This window comes from Pseudonocardia sp. TMWB2A, from assembly GCF_017312135.1.
Genome location: NZ_QKQY01000002.1, coordinates 1,881,480 through 1,898,205, shown reverse-complemented (window position 1 = coordinate 1,898,205; position 16,726 = coordinate 1,881,480). Strand labels below are relative to the sequence as shown.

The window sequence follows — 16,726 nt, the reverse complement described above, 5'->3', positions numbered from 1 at the left end:
CCGGAGGTGACCGCCGCCCGGACCGACCCCGACCGTCCCTCCGCCACGACCCCCTCGGGCCCGGCGGACCGGCGGCTCCCGGACGGCTTCCGGGTGCTGCTCGACCGTCGCACCCGGCGGCTCGACGGAGGCGCGGCGCTGCTCGGCGGCGCCCCGCCCCGGCTGATGCACCTGTCCGCGCGGGCCCGCGCGCTGCTGCCCGCCCCCGGGCGGCCGCTGGTCGTCACCGGCCCCACTGAGCGGTCCCTGGCCCGCACCCTGCTCGACGCCGGGCTCGCCCACCCCGTCCCCGACGCCCCGGCCGGGATCACCGCGGCCGAGGTCACCGTCGTCGTCCCGGTGAAGGACCGGCCGCTGGACCGGCTCCTCGCCGCGCTGGCCGGGACCGGGGTGGCCGGCCCGGTCGTCGTCGACGACGGGTCCGCCGACCCGGCCCCGCTGCGCCGCGCCGTCGAGCGGGCCGGGGGGACGGTCCTGCGGCACGCCACCCCGCGCGGCCCGGCGGCCGCCCGCAACGCCGGCCTCGCCGCCGCGACCACCCCGTTCGTGGTGTTCCTCGACTCCGACGTCGTCCCCGAACCCGGCTGGCTGCCCCCGCTGCTCGCCCACCTCGCCGACCCCGCGGTCGGTCTCGTCGCACCGCGGATCGTGGCGCCGGACCCGGAGCGGGGAGGCGGGCTGCGCGGGGCGGTCGGGCGCTACGAGGCGGTGCGGTCGTCGCTGGACCTGGGGCCCGACCCGGCGCTGATCGTGCCGCGGTCCCGTGTCGCCTACGTGCCGAGCGCGGCGATGCTCGTCCGGGTCTCGGCGGTCGGGCCGGTCGCGTTCGACCCGGGGATGCACGTCGCCGAGGACGTCGACCTCGTCCTGCGCCTGCACGCGGCCGGCTGGGCGATGCGCTTCGAACCCGTCGCGCGGGTCGCCCACGACCACCGCACCCATCCGGGGGAGTGGCTGCGGCGCAAGGCGTTCTACGGCACCGGGGCGGCGCCGCTGGCGCGCAGGCACCCGGGCGCGGTCCCGCCGGTGATCCTCTCCCCCTGGACGGCGGCGGTCTGTCTGCTCCTGCTCGCCCAGCGGCGGGGGGCGACGGCGCTCGCCGCCGTCGTCACCGGGGTCGCGACCGAACGGCTGTCCCGGAAGCTGCCCCGGCTCGAGCACCCGCGGCGCGGGGCGGCGCTGCTCACCGCGCTCGGCCTGTCCGGGGCGCTGTGGCAGACGGCGTCGGCGTTGACCCGGCACTTCTGGCCGGTCGCCGCGCTCGCCTGCCTGGTGTCGCGCCGGGCCCGTCGCGCGGTCGTCGCGGCGGCGCTGGTGGAGGGGCTGACCGACTGGTGGCGCCACCGCGACCGCGACCCGCGGGTCCGGACCGGGCCGCTGCTGCACCTGCTCGCGCACCGGCTCGACGACCTCGCCTACGGTGCCGGTCTGTGGTGGGGGGCCGTCGAGCATTGGACCTCCGCCCCGCTGCGCCCGACCGGTCCTGGCGCACGACGCTGACGCAGGTTAGGCTTCCCTGACCTCCGGTGTCGTACCACTCCGTCTGGACTGGTCTGAACGGGTGATTCGTGTTGCGTCACGGATCCGATTCTGAGGGCGTCTCTCGCCCACCTTCTCCGCGCCTGCGGTTGCGCACGACAGGCTGTCGCCGTGACGTCGGCAACACGCCACCCGACCTCCGGTCGCCCCGTTCCCGGCTCCTTGCACCCCAGGAAGATCGGGAGTGTGATGTGGGCGCTGCCACACGAGACGTGCGGCAACTTTTCCGGGCGCGCCGGCGTGGTCGCGAGTCAGGCGACGGCGAACGGCGTTCCTCGGACGAAGTCCCCGGTCAGACCCCGCGCTTCGGAGCGTGCGTGGTCGCGTACGAGGAGTGAGAGTTCATGACAGAGGTCCGGGTCACCGTCGACGGCGTGAACTACGCCGACGACGTCGAGCCCCGCATGTTGCTCGCGCAGTACCTGAGGGAGACGCTGGGCAAGACGGGGACGCTGATCGGCTGCGACACCAGCAACTGTGGTGCCTGCACGGTTCATCTCAACGGGCAGAGCGTGAAGTCCTGCTCGGTGCTCGCGGTCCAGGCGGACGGCGCCGAGGTCACCACCATCGAGGGTCTCGCCCGCGACGGTCAGCTGCACCCGGTGCAGGAGGCCTTCCGTGAGTGCCACGGTCTGCAGTGCGGGTACTGCACGCCGGGAATGATCATGGCTGCGGTGGACCTGCTCGGGGACAACCCCGACCCGTCCGAGCAGGAGGTCCGTGAGGGCATCGAGGGCAACCTCTGCCGGTGCACGGGCTACCAGAACATCGTGCGTGCCGTGCAGACCGCGGCGAAGAACATGAAGCCGGGAGCCGCTCAGCCCTCCGGCCAGGCCGCCCCGGTTGCGGGAGGTAACTGACGTGACGACGACCGCCGAACCCACCACGACCGGCGAGATCGGCAAGGCCCGGGTCCGCAAGGAGGACCAGCGCCTCATCACCGGCCGGTCCCGCTACACCGACTCCATCACGCCTCCGGGAACCGTCCACATCGCCGTCGTCCGGTCGACGATCGCGCGGGCGACCATCACCTCGATCGACAAGTCCGAGGCCGAGAAGGCCCCGGGTGTGTTCGGCGTCTACACCGCGGCCGACCTGGGTGCGGAGGAGGTCGGCATGCCCTGCGCGTGGCCGATCACCCCGGACCAGAAGGCCCCGCAGCGCCCGGTGCTCGCCGTCGGCCGCGTCAACTTCTCCGGTGAGGGCGTCGCCGTCGTCGTCGCCCGGTCGGCCGCCGCCGCGCGCGACGCCGCCGAGCTCGTCGAGGTCGACTACGAGCCGCTCGACCCGGTCCTCGACATGGAGGCCGCCGCGCAGGACGGTGCCGAGCTGGTCCACCCGGACCTCGGCACCAACGTCTCCGCGACCTGGGTGTTCGACTCCGCCGCCGCCGGCACCGGTGCCGACGTGGCCGAGGCCATCAAGGCCGCCGAGGCCGACAGCGACTCCGTCGTCGTCCGCCGCCGCTTCCGCCAGCAGCGCCTGATCCCCGCGTTTATGGAGCCCCGCTCCTGCGTGGTGGACCCGACCGGTGAGCAGCTGACCATCTGGGCCGCGACCCAGGTGCCGCACATCCTGCGCACCATGACCACGGTGACCCTCGGGGTGCCGGAGTCCAAGCTGCGCGTCATCGCCCCCGACGTGGGCGGCGGCTTCGGCGGCAAGATCGGTGTCCTGCCCGAGGAGATGCTCTGCGTGCTGCTCGCGCAGAAGCTGGGCAAGCCGGTCAAGTGGACCGAGACCCGCAGCGAGTGCATGCTCACCGCGCACCACGCCCGGGACCAGATCCAGGACCTCGTGATGACCGCCAAGAAGGACGGCACCATCACCGGGTTCGACATCCACCTCTACGCCGACATGGGCGCCTACCTGGGCCTCGTCGGGCCGGGTGTGCCGATCCTCGGCGCGTTCATGTTCAACGCGATCTACAAGATCCCCGCGCTGAAGTTCACCTGCTCCAACGTCTTCACCAACAAGACGCTGACCGACGCCTACCGCGGCGCCGGCCGTCCCGAGGCGACCTTCGCCGTCGAGCGCATGCTCGACGAGCTGGCCGTCGAGCTCGGCCGCGACCCGATGGAGCTGCGCGAGCAGAACTGGATCAAGCACGAGGAGTTCCCCTTCACGACCGTCGTGGGCCTGACCTACGACACCGGCAACTACGAGCAGGCCACGCAGCGCGCGATGGACCTGTTCGACTACGCCGGTCTGCGCCGTGAGCAGGAGGAGCGCCGCAAGTCCGGTGACCCGGTCCAGCTGGGCATCGGCATCTCGACCTTCACCGAGATGTGTGGTCTCGCCCCGTCCCGCGTGCTCGGCTCGCTGGACTACGGCGCCGGCGGCTGGGAGGCCGCCAGCATCCGGATGCTGGCCACCGGCAAGGTCGAGGTCACCACCGGTGCCTCCGCCCACGGCCAGGGCCACGAGACGGCGTTCTCGCAGATCGTCGCGGACAAGCTGGGCGTCGCGTTCGAGGACGTCGAGATCCTGCACGGCGACACCCAGGTGGCGCCGAAGGGCCTCGACACCTACGGCTCGCGCTCGCTGGTCGTCGGCGGTGTCGCCATCGTCAACGCCGCGGACAAGGTGATCGAGAAGGCGACGAAGATCGCCGCGCACCTGCTCGAGGCCTCCGAGGACGACATCGAGTTCGCGAACGGCCAGTTCACCGTCCGCGGCACCGACAAGGGCAAGGCCATCCAGGAGATCGCGTTCGCCGCGTTCATGGCGCACGACTACCCGGAGGGCATGGAGCCGTCGCTGGACTCCGACGCCGTCTTCGACCCGGAGAACTTCTCCTACCCGCACGGCACCCACCTCGCCGCGATCGAGGTCGACACCGACACCGGCCGGGTGAACCTGCGCAAGTACGTCTGCGTCGACGACATCGGCAACGTCATCAACCCGCTGATCGTCGAGGGCCAGGTGCACGGCGGTCTTGCCCAGGGCATCGCGCAGGCCCTGTTCGAGGAGGCGAACTACGACGACCAGGGCACCCTGGTCAACGCCACGTTCGTCGACTACACGATCCCGTCGGCGGCGGACCTGCCGAGCTTCACCACCGAGACGGTCTCCACCCCGGCGACGAGCAACCCGCTCGGCGTGAAGGGCGTCGGCGAGGCGGGCACCATCGCCTCGACCCCGGCGATCCTCAACGGCGTGCTGGACGCGGTGCGGCACCTCGGCGTCGACGAGATCGAGATGCCGACCACCTCGCAGCGCGTGTGGCGTGCGCTCCAGGTCGCGAAGGGCAAGAGCCCGCAGGAGACCCCGAGCGACACCCACTCGCCCGGCGCCGGCCTCGGCTCCATCGACCCGAACAACCCCAAGGGAGAGGTCCAGTGATCCCGGCCAAGTTCGACTACGTCCGGCCCTCCTCGGTCGAGGAGGCCGTGACGGCCCTGCAGTCGGCCGGTGAGGACGCCAAGATCCTCGCGGGCGGCCAGAGCCTGCTGCCGGTGCTGCGTCTGCGGATGGCCGCGCCGAGCACGATCATCGACCTCGGGGGCATCCCCGAGCTCAAGCGGATCGGCGAGGACGACCAGTACGTCATGGTCGGCGCGATGGCCACCCACCACGAGGTCATGCGCAACGACCTGGTGAACACCCACGTGGAGCTCATCGCCCGGGCGACCGAGACCGTCGCCGACCCGCAGGTCCGCCACCGCGGCACCCTGGGCGGCGCGCTCGCGCACGCCGACCCGGCCGGTGACCTGGGCGCGGCCGCCCTGGCGATGGACGCCGAGTTCGTCATCCTGGGTGCCGGTGGCACCCGCCTGGTGACCGCGGCTGACTTCTTCCAGGACTACTTCACGACCGCGATCGGCGAGGGCGAGATCCTCACCATGATCCGGTTCCCGAAGCGGACCGGCTGGAAGAGCCACTACGAGAAGTTCAACCGGGTCGCCCAGGCGTGGTCGATGGTGGCCGTCGCCGTCGCGCTGAAGGTGGACGGCGGGACGATCACCGAGGCCCGCGTCGGCCTGACCAACATGGGCAACGTGCCGATCCGGGCGACCGGTGTCGAGGCGGCCCTGGTGGGCAAGGCCGCGGGTCCGGACGTCGCGAAGGCCGCCGCCGAGCACGCGCTCGAGGGCACGTCCGCTCCGAGTGACGCGGACGCCGCCGCCGACTACCGTGAGCACCTGGCGAAGGTTCTCACCGGTCGTGCGGTGCTGGCCGCGGCCGGCTGACGTACCCGAGGAACACACCGACGCCGGCGTCGGCCCCGGAACCCCGGGACCGGCGCCGGCGTTCGTTCGAGGAGGCTTGGCAGAGAAGATGCAGCTGGAGAACAAGTTCACGATCGCGGCGCCGATCGAGGACGCCTGGAAGGCCCTCAACGACCCGGAGCTCATCGCTCCGTGCTTCCCCGGGGCGACCCTGACCGAGTACGAGGGCGACTCGTTCCAGGGCACCGTCAAGGTCAAGCTCGGCCCGATCTCGCTCACCTACAAGGGCAAGGGCACCTACATCGAGCGTGACGACGCGAACCACAAGGTCGTCATCGACGCGTCCGGCCGCGACGCCCGCGGCAACGGCACCGCCAAGGCCATCGTCACCGGCACGATGGTCGCCGACGGTCCCGACAAGACCTCGGTCACGATGGTCACCGACATGACCGTCACCGGTCGTCCGGCGCAGTTCGGCCGGGGCGTCATCTCCGACGTCGCCGACAAGATCATCGGACAGTTCTCGAGCTGCGTCGCGGACAAGCTGACCGGCCCCCGTGCGGCGACCTCCAACGGCGCGGGCCCGAAGCACGCGGCCGACGAGACCAGCCCGATCCCGGCCGTCCCGCCGGCGCCGGGCGAGCAGGCCGCGCCCGCCCCGGTGAAGCGCACCTACCAGCCGCAGAGCAGCCCGGTCGAGGCCATCGACCTGCTCGACTCGGCGGGTGCCCCGGTGCTCAAGCGCCTCGCGCCCGTGCTGGGCGGCGTGGGTGCGCTGGTGCTGCTGTTCGTGCTGATCCGGCGTCTGCGCGGCGCGAAGGGCTGAGTCCCCCGCACGTCCCTCCGGGCCGGTACCGCGTTCCGCGGTGCCGGCCCGTGGCGTTGCGGGGCAGGATGGAGCGGTGCGAGCGGGCGAGCGGAACGGGCTGACCGACGTCGAGGGCCTGCGGGTCGGGCACGCGGCGGTGAGCGGGCCGGGCGCCCGCAGCGGGACGACGGTCGTGCTGGCCCCGCCGGGCGGCGCGGTCGCCGGCGTGGACGTACGCGGCGCCGCGCCCGGCACCCGGGAGACCGACCTGCTCGACCCGGTCGCGACGGTCCAGCGGGTGCACGCCGTCACCCTGTCCGGGGGCAGCGCCTTCGGTCTCGACGCCGCCTCCGGGGTGATGGCCCGGCTGGAGCGCGACGGCGAGGGCTTCCCGGTGCCCGGCGCCGTCGTGCCGATCGTGCCGGCCGCCGTGGTGTTCGACCTCGGCCGCGGCGGCGACCCCCGGGCCCGCCCGACCGCGGTGACCGGCACGGCCGCCTACGACGACGCGCACGCCGGCCCGGTCGTCCAGGGCTCGGTCGGGGCGGGCACCGGCGCGGTGTCCGGCGGGCTGCGCGGCGGGATCGGGTCGGCGTCCGCGGTGCTCACCGAGGGCTCTGCCGCCGGGACGACGATCGCGGCCCTGGTCGTGCTCAACTCCGCCGGTGCGGCCGCGGACCCGGCCACCGGTGAGGTGTACGGCGCCCGGCACGGTCTGCCGGGCGAGTTCACCGCCGGGGTGGCCCCGGTCCTCGCCCCGCCGGAGCGGCTCGCCGAGCTGTACGCGGGGCACGTGAACCCGCTGGGGACGGCGACGACGCTGGTCGTCGTCGGCACCGATGCGGCCCTGGACAAGGTCGGCTGCACCCGGCTGGCGACGATGGCGCACGACGGCCTGGCCCGGTCGATCTCGCCGGTGCACACGATCCGCGACGGCGACTGCGCGTTCGCGCTGGCCACGGGCACCCGGGCCGCGCCGGACGTCGCCGGGGTGTTCGCGCTGCAGGCGGCTGCGGCGGAGGTGACGGCGCGGGCGGTGGCGCACGCGCTGCTCGCGGCGGAACCGGCGCCGGACCGGCCGTCGTACTCGTCGCTCCTGGTGGGTCCGTGAGCGCGCCGAACCCGTGGCTGGGGCGCCCGCGTGCCCCGCGTCCGCCGTCCGCGCCGGACCCGGACGCGGTGCGTCTGGTGGGACTGCCCCGGCGGCGGGCGGCGGCCCGGGCGGTGAACGACGTGGTGCGGGGCGTGGACGTGCGCGCGTTCGGCGACGGGTGGACCGTGTCGTTCCTCAGCGGCTACTACACGCTCTGCCACACCCTCGACCAGCTGCTCGACGCCGTGGCCCCACCCGGGGAGCGGGAGCTGCTGCGGGCGACGGTGCTGGCCGCGGCCGACGGGACCGCGGGCCGGGGCTGACCGGCCCGGCCCGCGCCCCGCCGCCGTCAGTCGTCGTCCCGGTCGTCGCCGTCGTGGTGGTCGACGTCGTGGTCGAGGACCCGGCCGGTGGCGGCGTCGACGTCGATGTCGTGCTCGGTGGTGCCGTTCCGGACCTCGACCTCCCAGTGGTCCCGGTCGTCGCTGCCGTCGTCGTCGCGGTCGTCCCGGTCGGCGCTCTCCCACTCGCTCTTCGTGACCCGGCCCCCGCCCGCGGCGGCCAGTGCGGCGCGCTCGGCGGCGGCACGGTCGACCGCGGGCGCGGCGGGGGTGGGGGCCGCCGGCGCGGTGGCCGCGGCGGTGCGGGGCAGCTCCGGCGGCAGCAGGTCGGCGGTGCGTGCGATCGCGGCGCCGGTCGGGACGACGGTGAGCTCGTCCGGGGCGCCACCCGCGCCGAGTGCGAGGGCGGTGCCCCCGCCGACGAGCAGGAGACCGGTGGCGGCGACGGCGGCGACGGTGAGCGGGGTACGCACGGTGATCTTCCTCCGAGAGGTTCCGGCTGGTCCGGGTCGGTGCGACCCGGATGCTGGTGGGAACTGTGCCGCCGCCCGCCCCAAGGTCGCGCTGCGTGAGCCCTAAGGCGGCGTTAGGGCCCGGAGCGGCCGAACTACAGTCGTCGGGGTGTCGACCATCAGCCCGGACGAGGGAGTGGCGCGCCGGCTGAAGGCCCTGGCCTGCACGGCGCCGCTGCACGACCTCGACGCTCGCAAGGGGCGGCTCGACTGGGACGCGACCGGCTACCAGATGGCCGAGATCGGCCTGCAGGCGATCGACCAGGTCACCCTGGCCATGGACTTCGACCACGGTGCGGACCACGCGGAGGTCGTCCGGCGGCTGCTGCCGTTCGTGGGCGCGCAGGTGCCGGGGGCGCCGCGGTCGGAGTATGTCCGCGTCGCACAGTGGGTCATCGACAACCTGATCAACGTGGGGTCGATCGACCGCGGGTTCGCCGTGGAGTACGGCACGACCGACGACGACGGCCGCTACGTGCGTCGCCGGTTCGACTTCAAGCTGCTCGTCGAGGTGGCCGCCCCGGACGGCGGGATCTACCTGCGCGCCTCGGACGAGGCGATCAACGTGCTGGTCGGGGCGTTGGACACCGACGTCGAGTCGGCCCAGGAGGCGGCCGAGACGAAGCTGGAGACGCTGATCGTCCGCGGTCGTCTCGGCGACGCCCGGCTGGCCGCCGAGCAGGCCCGCTACCGGACCGTGCAGTACGCGGAGTCGTTGCGGCGCAAGCTGGAGGCGACCCGGCGCGACGTCCGCTCGGTGGACTGGCTCGACGCCGTCCCGCAGCTGCTCGACGAGGCGCTGACCCACATCGAGTCCCGCTACCGCGCCGAGACGATGATCAAGGCGAACATCGCCGACGCCCGTGACGAGGCCACCGAGCCCGGGCGCCGCAGGCAGGCCGCGGAGCTGGTGACCGTCGTCGACGACTGCATCCAGCGGCACACCCAGCTGCAGGCGCGGTTGCAGGAGGCGGGCGCGTCGTTCCGCGCCGAGCAGGACCGCCAGCAGTTCTCCGGGAAGCCGAAGCGGGCCGCCGTCGACGTGTTCGGGCAGCTGCTGCGGCCGTCGCTGGCGCTGACCGTCGAGGCGGCGCACGACCCGGTGACCGGCTACTTCGGTGCCGGGGCCGGCGTGCGGAACCCGTCGGTGCCGAGCCTGGGCGGGCTGGTCGAGACGCTGCTGACACCGCCGAGCGACCGTGACCCGTTCGGCGCCGAGGTGCCCGAGCCGGAGCTGGCACCGCAGCCGCGCGAGCGGTTCGGGGTGGACACGTGGGCGGCCGCCGACGCGGTGCTGCCCGCCGACGTCGAGCACCCGGTGCGGCTGTCCGCGGCGCTCGCGGCGGCCCGCGCGGCCGGGGCGGACCTGCCGCAGCTGGTCGCGCTGCGGGCGATGCACGCCGTCGGGACGGCGGTGGCCACGGCACGGACCCAGGGCGACCCGTCGGTGCTGGTCGCCGTCGACGACGGGACGGTCCTCGACGACCCCGAGTTCGGCGGCGCGGACCTGCTGCTGGCGCGGGCCGGGGTGCAGGGCGGACAGACGAACCGACGGACGGCGCAGACATGAGTGACACCGAGACCGCGGCCCGCCTGGTCGGCTACGGCATGCGCCCCAAGGCGCTGCCCGGCCGCGACCCCGACTACGCCGACCTGGTCCGGCGCTACCGCGAGGACGACGAGTTCCGCACGACCGTGCAGCGCGTGGCGTCCGGTCTGGGCCTGGTCGTGCTGGCCGTCGACACCGGCCCGGGCATCGTGCTCGCCGCGACCGAGGGCTCGGTGTTCGAGATCCGGATGGACGAGTACGCCCGCCGCACTGCCCTGGCCAACCGGGGCGCCGACAAGGTCCTGCACGGGATCGCGCACCTCGCCGTCGCCGCGCTGGCCTTCCCCCGCCCCGACGACCTCGGCGACGACTCCTACGTCGGCCGGGTCTCGGTGGAGCTCGTCGACGGCGCCGTCCGCGAGGCCTGCCGGGTGCTGAACGAGCGTGCCGCGGGTCCCGCCGACCCCGAGTCCGACGCCCCGCAGCTCGAGGAGGTCTGGCGGGTCTGGCAGCGCCGCCCGGAGGCCACCGCGACCAAGGACGGCCGCGTCGGCGAGTCCACCACCCGCGGGATCGTCGGCAAGGCGCTGCGGTTCCTCGCCGACCAGGGCTTCCTCGTCCCGGTCGGTGCGGAGGGCGCCTACCGGACGACGCCGCGCTACCAGGTGCAGGTGCGCGAGCTCGCGGCCCAGCGGGCCTTCGACGAGCTGCTGGCCCTGAACGTCCTGCCCGCCGCGACCGCCGCCGGGACCCTGGTGACCGAGCACGACGGCGTGTTCGACGCGCCGGGCTCCGGTGCTCCCGGCACGCCCGGTCCCGACGGTGCTGCCGGCGCGTCCGGCGTCTCCGGCTCGGTCGACGGGCCTGGTCCGGAGGACACGCCCGGGGCGGGGAGCGACCCGGACCTCGACGACCCGTCGGACTCGGGGGAGGCCGCCGGGCCGTCGTCGCGGCCCGATCCGGCACCGGCGGTGGGGCCGGCCGATGAGCCCACCGTTCCGGCGGGCGAGGTCGCAGGGAACGGTGCCGGGGGTGGCGGCCCGACCGGCTCTGTCGACGACGCTGCGTCCGCAGAGTTCGCTTACCCGGTAAGCGAACTCGCACAGGGCATCGCCGGGGGTGGCGATGCGGCCGAGGAAGGTCACCCTGCCGACGCGGGTGCAGAGCGTGCGAATCCGGCCGCCGCCGACCCGTCGAGCACCCCGCCGACCGACCACCCCACGGAGGACCGCGATGTATGAGCTGACCCGCGTCCGCCTGTTCTCCGTCGGTCCGACCGCCGCCCGCTACCAGGACGTCGCGCTCGACCTGCGGGGCGTCGGGGCCCCGGTGAAGGTCGCCGTGCAGGAGGACCTGTTCGCCCCGGACGCGCTCGACCGCACGACGCCGCGCCGGCCATCGCCCGCGTCGGTGCTGTTCCTGGAGAACGGCGGCGGCAAGTCCGTCCTGCTCAAGCTGATCTTCTCGGTGCTGCTGCCCGGGCGGCGCCAGGTCGTCGGGACCACCAGCACCACGGTGCTGGAGAACTTCGTGCTGGCCGAGGACGTGGCGCACGTCGTCTGCGAGTGGATGCACGTCGGCACCGGACGGCTGCTGGTCACCGGGAAGGTGTCGGAGTGGCGCGGGCACGTCGCCTCCACCGACCCGGAGAAGCTGGCCGACGCCTGGTTCTCCTTCCGGCCGGTCCCCGGGATGGGCCTCGACGACCTGCCGTTCACCCACGACGGGCGCCGGGTCACCCTGGCCGCCTTCCGGGAGCGCCTGCAGACCGCGCACCGCGAGCACCCGGACGCCGAGCTCGCCTGGGAGACCGGGCACCGGGACTGGACCCGTCACCTCGTCGAGGTCGGGCTGGACCCGGAGCTGTTCCGCTACCAGCGCGCGATGAACGCCGGCGAGGGCGAGGCCGCCGAGGCGTTCTCGTTCTCCTCCGACGAGGCGTTCGTCGACTTCCTGCTGCGCGCGGTGCTCGACCCGGCGGAGCCGCAGAACGTCGCCGAGCTCGTCGCCGGCTACGCTGACCGGCTCGCCCAGCGCGAGGAGCTGGAGACCGAGCGGGAGTTCGTCGACGGCACGCTGTCCCGGCTCGAGCCGATGGTCGACGCCGAGGCCACCGCGACCGCCGCCCGCGACACCGAGACCGCCGCGCGCACCGAGCTGGCGGCGACCGCGTCGCGGATCGCGGCCCGCCGGATCGCCGAGGAAGCCCGCTCGGTGACCGCCGCCGAGGAGGCCACCGGCGCGGTCGAGGCCGAGCAGTCCGCGGCCCGGGCCGCGGAACGGCTGCAGGACACCGTCGGTGAGCTGCGCAGACTCACCGCGGGGCTCGCCGTCGAGGCCGCCGAGCGGACCGCGGCCGAGGCGACCCGCGAGCGCGACGCCGCGTCGGCCGTCTCGATGGCCCGCGACGCCGTCGAACCGGTCCTGGCGCACCGCGTCGCCGCCGCCGAGGCCGCGCGGCTGCGCGCCCGCGTCGAGGAGGAGGAGCAGAAGGCCCGGCCCGCGCTCGCCGCCCGGCAGGACGCCGCCCGCGCGCTCGCGGTCGCGCTGGCCCGGGTCGCCGCGGAGGCCGACGCCGCCGCCGACGCGGCGGAGGAACACCGCGCCGACGCCGAGGAGCGCGCGGCGGCCGCCCGTCGCGAGCAGGTCACCCGCACCGCCGACGCCGCCCGCGCCGAGAGCGCCGCCACCACCGCCCGGGAGGCCCTCGACGACCTCGACACCCGGGTCGCCGCCGCCGTCTCCGCCGGGCACCTGAAGGCGGGCTCGACCGCCGCCGACGTCGAGGACTCCGCGGCCGCCGCCCGGACCGAGGCGGAGCGGTGCGCCACCGCGCTCGCCGACGCCGACACCGCGGCCGCCACGATCCGCGAGGAGCGACGGGCCGCCGAGGCCCGCCGCACCGCCGCCCAGGACGCGGCGGCCGCCGCCCGCGCCGACGCCGCGACCGCCGAGGCCGCGCGCTCCGCCGCGGAGGCCGACGCCGTCGCGCTCGCCGGGGAGGTCCGGCCCGCGGAGCTGCTCGGGCTCGACGAGATCCGCCCGGACACCGACGCGGGCCTCGTCGTCGACACCCTGACCACCGCGATCCGCGGCGCCGAGCGGGAGCGGACGACCCTGCACGGCGACCAGCGCCGCGACGAACGTGCGCTCGCCGCGCTCGGTGACGGCGGCCTGCTGCCCGACCCGACGGAGATCGAGGACGTCCTCGCGGCGCTGGAGGCGGCCGGGATCACCGCCTGGTCTGGCCGTCGCTACCTGGCGAAGCTGCCCGCCCCCGACCGGGAGACCGTGCTGGCGCGGCTGCCGCACCTGGCGGGCGGGGTGCTGCTCAACGACGCGCGCGACGCCGAGCGGGCCCGCGCCGAGCTGGACGCGGCGCGGCTGCTGCCGGCCTGCCTGGTCGCGGTCGGCACCACCGCCGCGCTGCGCGCCGACGCCGACGCGGCGCCCGGGATCGACTTCGTCGTGCCGCCCAACCCGGCCCTGCACGACGAGGAGGCCGCCGAGCAGGTCCGGGTCCGGCTCGTCGCCGAGACCACCGAGCGCGCCGCCCGGCTCGCCGAGCTGGAGACCGTCCTCGACGACGACCGCAGGCTGCGGGACCGGTTCGCCGCGCTGCGCGACCGTCGTCCCACCCTCGCCGACCTGACCGGGGCCGCCGAGGCCGCGGAGACCACGCGGGCCGCCGCCGTCGCCGAGCACGAGGCGACCCGTGCCGAGGTCGAGGACCTCGACGAGCGCGCCGACCGGCTCACCGTCGACCGGCCGGGTCTGGAGCGGACCGCCGGGGACACGCGTCGCCGGGCGGACGCGCTGGCCGCGCTGCGCACCGAGCTCGCCCGCCGGGCGACGCACGAGGAGCGGATGCGCACCGGGGAGGCCGACGCCGCGCGGGCCCGCGAGGAGGCCGACGCCGCCGGGACCACCGCCGACCGTGCCGGTCGCGAGGCCGCCGACGCCCAGCAGACGCGCGACCGGCAGCGCGGCATCGGCACGACCCTGCGCGACGAGGCCGCGGCCCTCCCGGTCTCCACCGACGAGGTCGGCGGGCAGGACGGGGAGCCGGAGGGGACCCCCGAGGGGTCGCTGGCCGAGCTGCGCGAGGAGTTCCAGCGGGCCCGCGACGCCTACGCCTCGGCCTCCGTCGACACCGACCTGCACGGTGCGCTGGAGCGGGCCGAGGCCGACGCGCGGGAGCGGCGGGTCGCCGTCGACGGGCTGCCGCGCACCGTCGTCGAGGCCGCGACGGCGTTCCTGCACACCCCCGACGGTGCCGACGCCGCCAGCCGCCGCGCCGCCGCCGACCAGGCCCGGACCGCCTACGACGAGGCCGAGAGCCGCCGCGCCGACGCCGCGACCGAGCTGGCCGTCGCCCGCCGCGAGCTGGAGCGGTTCACCGGCGGCGAGCGGCCGATCGACCCCTACGACCCGCCCCGCGACGCCGAGCACGGCCGTGAGCTGGTCGCCCGCGCCACGGCCGACCTGGACGCGGCGGGCAAGGACCTGGAACGCCGTCGTCGGGCCCGGACCGACGCCGAGGACGCCCACCGCACCGCCACCGACCTCGCCCGTGGGTTCGGGCTGGTCGTGTCCTCGCTGGACGAGACGCCCGAGCCGGCCGGGGTGCCGTTCGACGGTGACGTCGAGGCCGCCCAGGCCGCGCTCAAGCGCCACCAGAACGCCGTCCGCGACGCGGCGGGGGAGCGGACGCGGGCCGAGAAGAAGGTCCGCGAGGGGGTCGACGCCGTCGCCCGCTTCGCCCAGGACCCGCGGTTCGCGACCCTGAGCTCCCCGGTGCACCGCCACATCGGCGGCGTCGACCGGTCGGAGATGCCCGGCCTCGCCGCGGAGTGGATCGCCGCGCTGCGCCCGCGGCTGCGCTCCCTCGACGACGACCTCGGCAACATCGAGCGGCACCGCTCCGGGATCGTCACCCGGCTGTCCGGGATGGTCGGCGAGGCGCTGCGCACGGTGCGCCTCGCGCAGCGGCTGTCCCAGCTGCCCGAGGGCCTCGGCGACTGGTCGGGCCAGCAGTTCCTGCGGATCCGGTTCGAGGAGCTGCCCGACGCGGCGCTGCGCCACGAGCTCGGCGCCGTCGTCGACCGCACCGCCACCGGCATGGCGGGCGGCAAGGCGAAGGACCGGCGCGACGGCATGTCCATGCTGCTGCGCGGGGTCCGGGCGGCGATGCCGAAGGGCGTCCGGGTCGAGATGCTCAAGCCCGACGCCGTGCTGCGCACCGAGCGGCTGCGCGTCTCCGCGATCAAGGACGTGTTCTCCGGCGGGCAGCAGCTGACCGCGGCGATCGTCCTGTACTGCACGATGGCGGCGCTGCGGGCGCACCAGCGCGGGCAGGGCAGGCGGGCGCACGCGGGCGTGCTGTTCCTCGACAACCCGATCGGGCGCGCGTCGGCGGGGTACCTGCTGGAGCTGCAGTTCGGCGTGGCGCAGGCGCTCGGCGTGCAGCTGGTCTACACGACCGGACTGTTCGACGCGGGTGCGCTGTCGTCGTTCCCGCTGCTCGTGCGGCTGCGCAACGACGCCGACCTGCGCGCCGGGCGCAAGTACCTGTCCGTCGACGAGCGGGTCACCCGGTCGGTGCCCGACGCCGACGCCCCCGGCGGCCGGATCACCGCCGCCCGCGTCTACCGGCGCCCCGAGGCCGCGGTGGCCGCCGGCACCGGCGACGACGGCGCGGGGTCGGCCGGATGACCCCGCCCGGGCCCGTCGCGGAGCGGCTCGCCGAGCTGCTGGCGGCCTCCGGGCGGACCCGGATCCCGCGCTCGGCGGTGCGAGCGGCGTTCCTGCAGGCGGACCCCACGATGGCCGGAAGCGTCGACGCCCGGCGGAACCTCGCCGGGGTCCTGGCCGAGCTGGCCGCCGCGGGCGTGCTGGAGCCGACCGACCGGACCGACGACGGGGTGCCGCCGCTGCCGAACTCGGTACGGCTGGTCCGTGCGCGCGCGGACGTCGCCCCGGCCACGGCCGACCGGGGCCCGTGGCATCCCGCGCTGTCGGGGGCCGCGGACCTGCGACGGCCGTCGCGGGTGCTGCTGCAGGTCAACGACTGGCTGTTCGCCCACGCGTCCCGCGCGGCCGAGGTCCCGCTGCGCGAGCGCGCGCTGGAGATCACCGGCGACGAGAAGGCCTTCGACGGCCCGCTGCCCGGCGGGCTGACCCCGGAGGTCCTGCGGGCCCGCCGGGTCGTCCCGCCGCTGCACCGCGACCGCCTGCCCGGCGACGGGCCGGTGCTGCTCGTCGTCGGGAACGCCGACACCCTGGACTCGCTGCGCCGCGCCCTGGCGCCCGACCCCGGCCCGGTCGGTGGCCTCGCCTGGGGCGCGGGGAACGCGTTCACCGCGTCGGTGCTCGCCCTGCGCGACGACCCGCCCGCGGCGGTCCGCTACTTCGGCGACCTCGACGCCGCCGGGCTGCGGATCCCACGTGCCGCCTCCGACCTCGCCGAGGCGCACGGCCTGCCGCCGGTGCGGCCCGCGACCGGGCTGTACCGGGCGCTGCTGCGGCACGGGCGTCCGGCGTCGTCGCGAACGGTGGACCACAGCGACGTCGAGTGGCTCGACGCCCGGCTGCGCGGTCCCGTCCGTGACCTGTTCGCCGCCGGGGCGCGGCTGGCCCAGGAGGCCGTCGGGGTCACGGTGCTGGCCGGTGACCCGGACTGGCGCGACGGGCTCACCCCGGCCTGAGGGCC

At 75.5% G+C, this 16,726-nt stretch carries 11 protein-coding genes and 1 pseudogene; 11 read left to right on the top strand and 1 reads right to left on the bottom strand.

Features of this window, described 5'->3' with window-relative positions:
• Positions 1 to 6: 6 nt before the first annotated feature.
• From mftF to DMP17_RS23580, 7 genes are all read left to right on the top strand, one after another.
• Positions 7 to 1,500: a mycofactocin biosynthesis glycosyltransferase MftF gene (gene mftF / locus DMP17_RS23610; RefSeq protein ID WP_337830639.1), complete on the top strand. Its 1,494-nt coding sequence runs from the start codon at positions 7 to 9 to the stop codon at positions 1,498 to 1,500.
• Between the two features lie 383 nt (positions 1,501 to 1,883).
• Entirely contained in the window at positions 1,884 to 2,399 is a 516-nt protein-coding gene (locus tag DMP17_RS23605; RefSeq protein ID WP_100878813.1) for a (2Fe-2S)-binding protein, read from the top strand.
• 1 nt (position 2,400) lies between these two features.
• Entirely contained in the window at positions 2,401 to 4,884 is a 2,484-nt protein-coding gene (locus DMP17_RS23600) for a xanthine dehydrogenase family protein molybdopterin-binding subunit (protein ID WP_226353982.1), read from the top strand.
• Positions 4,881 to 5,732: an FAD binding domain-containing protein gene (locus DMP17_RS23595; protein WP_337830638.1), complete on the top strand. Its 852-nt coding sequence runs from the start codon at positions 4,881 to 4,883 to the stop codon at positions 5,730 to 5,732. The genes DMP17_RS23600 and DMP17_RS23595 overlap by 4 nt, the downstream gene beginning before the upstream one ends.
• An 88-nt stretch (positions 5,733 to 5,820) precedes the next feature.
• Positions 5,821 to 6,537: an SRPBCC family protein gene (locus DMP17_RS23590; RefSeq protein WP_337832720.1), complete on the top strand. Its 717-nt coding sequence runs from the start codon at positions 5,821 to 5,823 to the stop codon at positions 6,535 to 6,537.
• Between the two features lie 76 nt (positions 6,538 to 6,613).
• On the top strand, positions 6,614 to 7,630 hold the full coding sequence (locus tag DMP17_RS23585; protein WP_226367724.1) for a P1 family peptidase: 1,017 nt from the start codon (positions 6,614 to 6,616) through the stop codon (positions 7,628 to 7,630).
• The gene (locus DMP17_RS23580; protein WP_226353979.1) at positions 7,627 to 7,935 is read left to right on the top strand and encodes a hypothetical protein; all 309 of its coding nucleotides are present in this window, start codon (positions 7,627 to 7,629) and stop codon (positions 7,933 to 7,935) included. Before DMP17_RS23585 ends, DMP17_RS23580 begins: the two co-directional genes overlap by 4 nt.
• Positions 7,936 to 7,961: 26 nt before the next feature.
• Here DMP17_RS23580 and DMP17_RS23575 read toward each other — a convergent pair whose 3' ends face one another.
• A complete protein-coding gene (locus DMP17_RS23575; protein ID WP_337830637.1) occupies positions 7,962 to 8,426 on the bottom strand; it encodes a PepSY domain-containing protein in 465 nt (154 codons plus the stop codon).
• 148 nt (positions 8,427 to 8,574) lie between these two features.
• On the opposite strand from DMP17_RS23575, the gene DMP17_RS23570 reads away from it, so the two are divergent.
• From DMP17_RS23570 to DMP17_RS23555, 4 genes and pseudogenes are all read left to right on the top strand, one after another.
• Positions 8,575 to 10,035 carry a hypothetical protein gene (locus tag DMP17_RS23570; RefSeq protein WP_073576609.1) on the top strand — a complete coding sequence of 487 codons (1,461 nt, stop codon included), beginning with the start codon at positions 8,575 to 8,577 and terminating at the stop codon, positions 10,033 to 10,035.
• Positions 10,032 to 10,769, top strand: a pseudogene (locus tag DMP17_RS23565) (hypothetical protein); the annotation flags it as partial. The gene DMP17_RS23570 and the pseudogene DMP17_RS23565, both read left to right, overlap by 4 nt.
• 478 nt (positions 10,770 to 11,247) lie before the next feature.
• Positions 11,248 to 15,729 carry a hypothetical protein gene (locus tag DMP17_RS23560; RefSeq protein ID WP_226353978.1) on the top strand — a complete coding sequence of 1,494 codons (4,482 nt, stop codon included), beginning with the start codon at positions 11,248 to 11,250 and terminating at the stop codon, positions 15,727 to 15,729.
• A complete protein-coding gene (locus DMP17_RS23555) occupies positions 15,726 to 16,721 on the top strand; it encodes a hypothetical protein (protein ID WP_226353977.1) in 996 nt (331 codons plus the stop codon). Before DMP17_RS23560 ends, DMP17_RS23555 begins: the two co-directional genes overlap by 4 nt.
• Positions 16,722 to 16,726 lie beyond the last annotated feature (5 nt).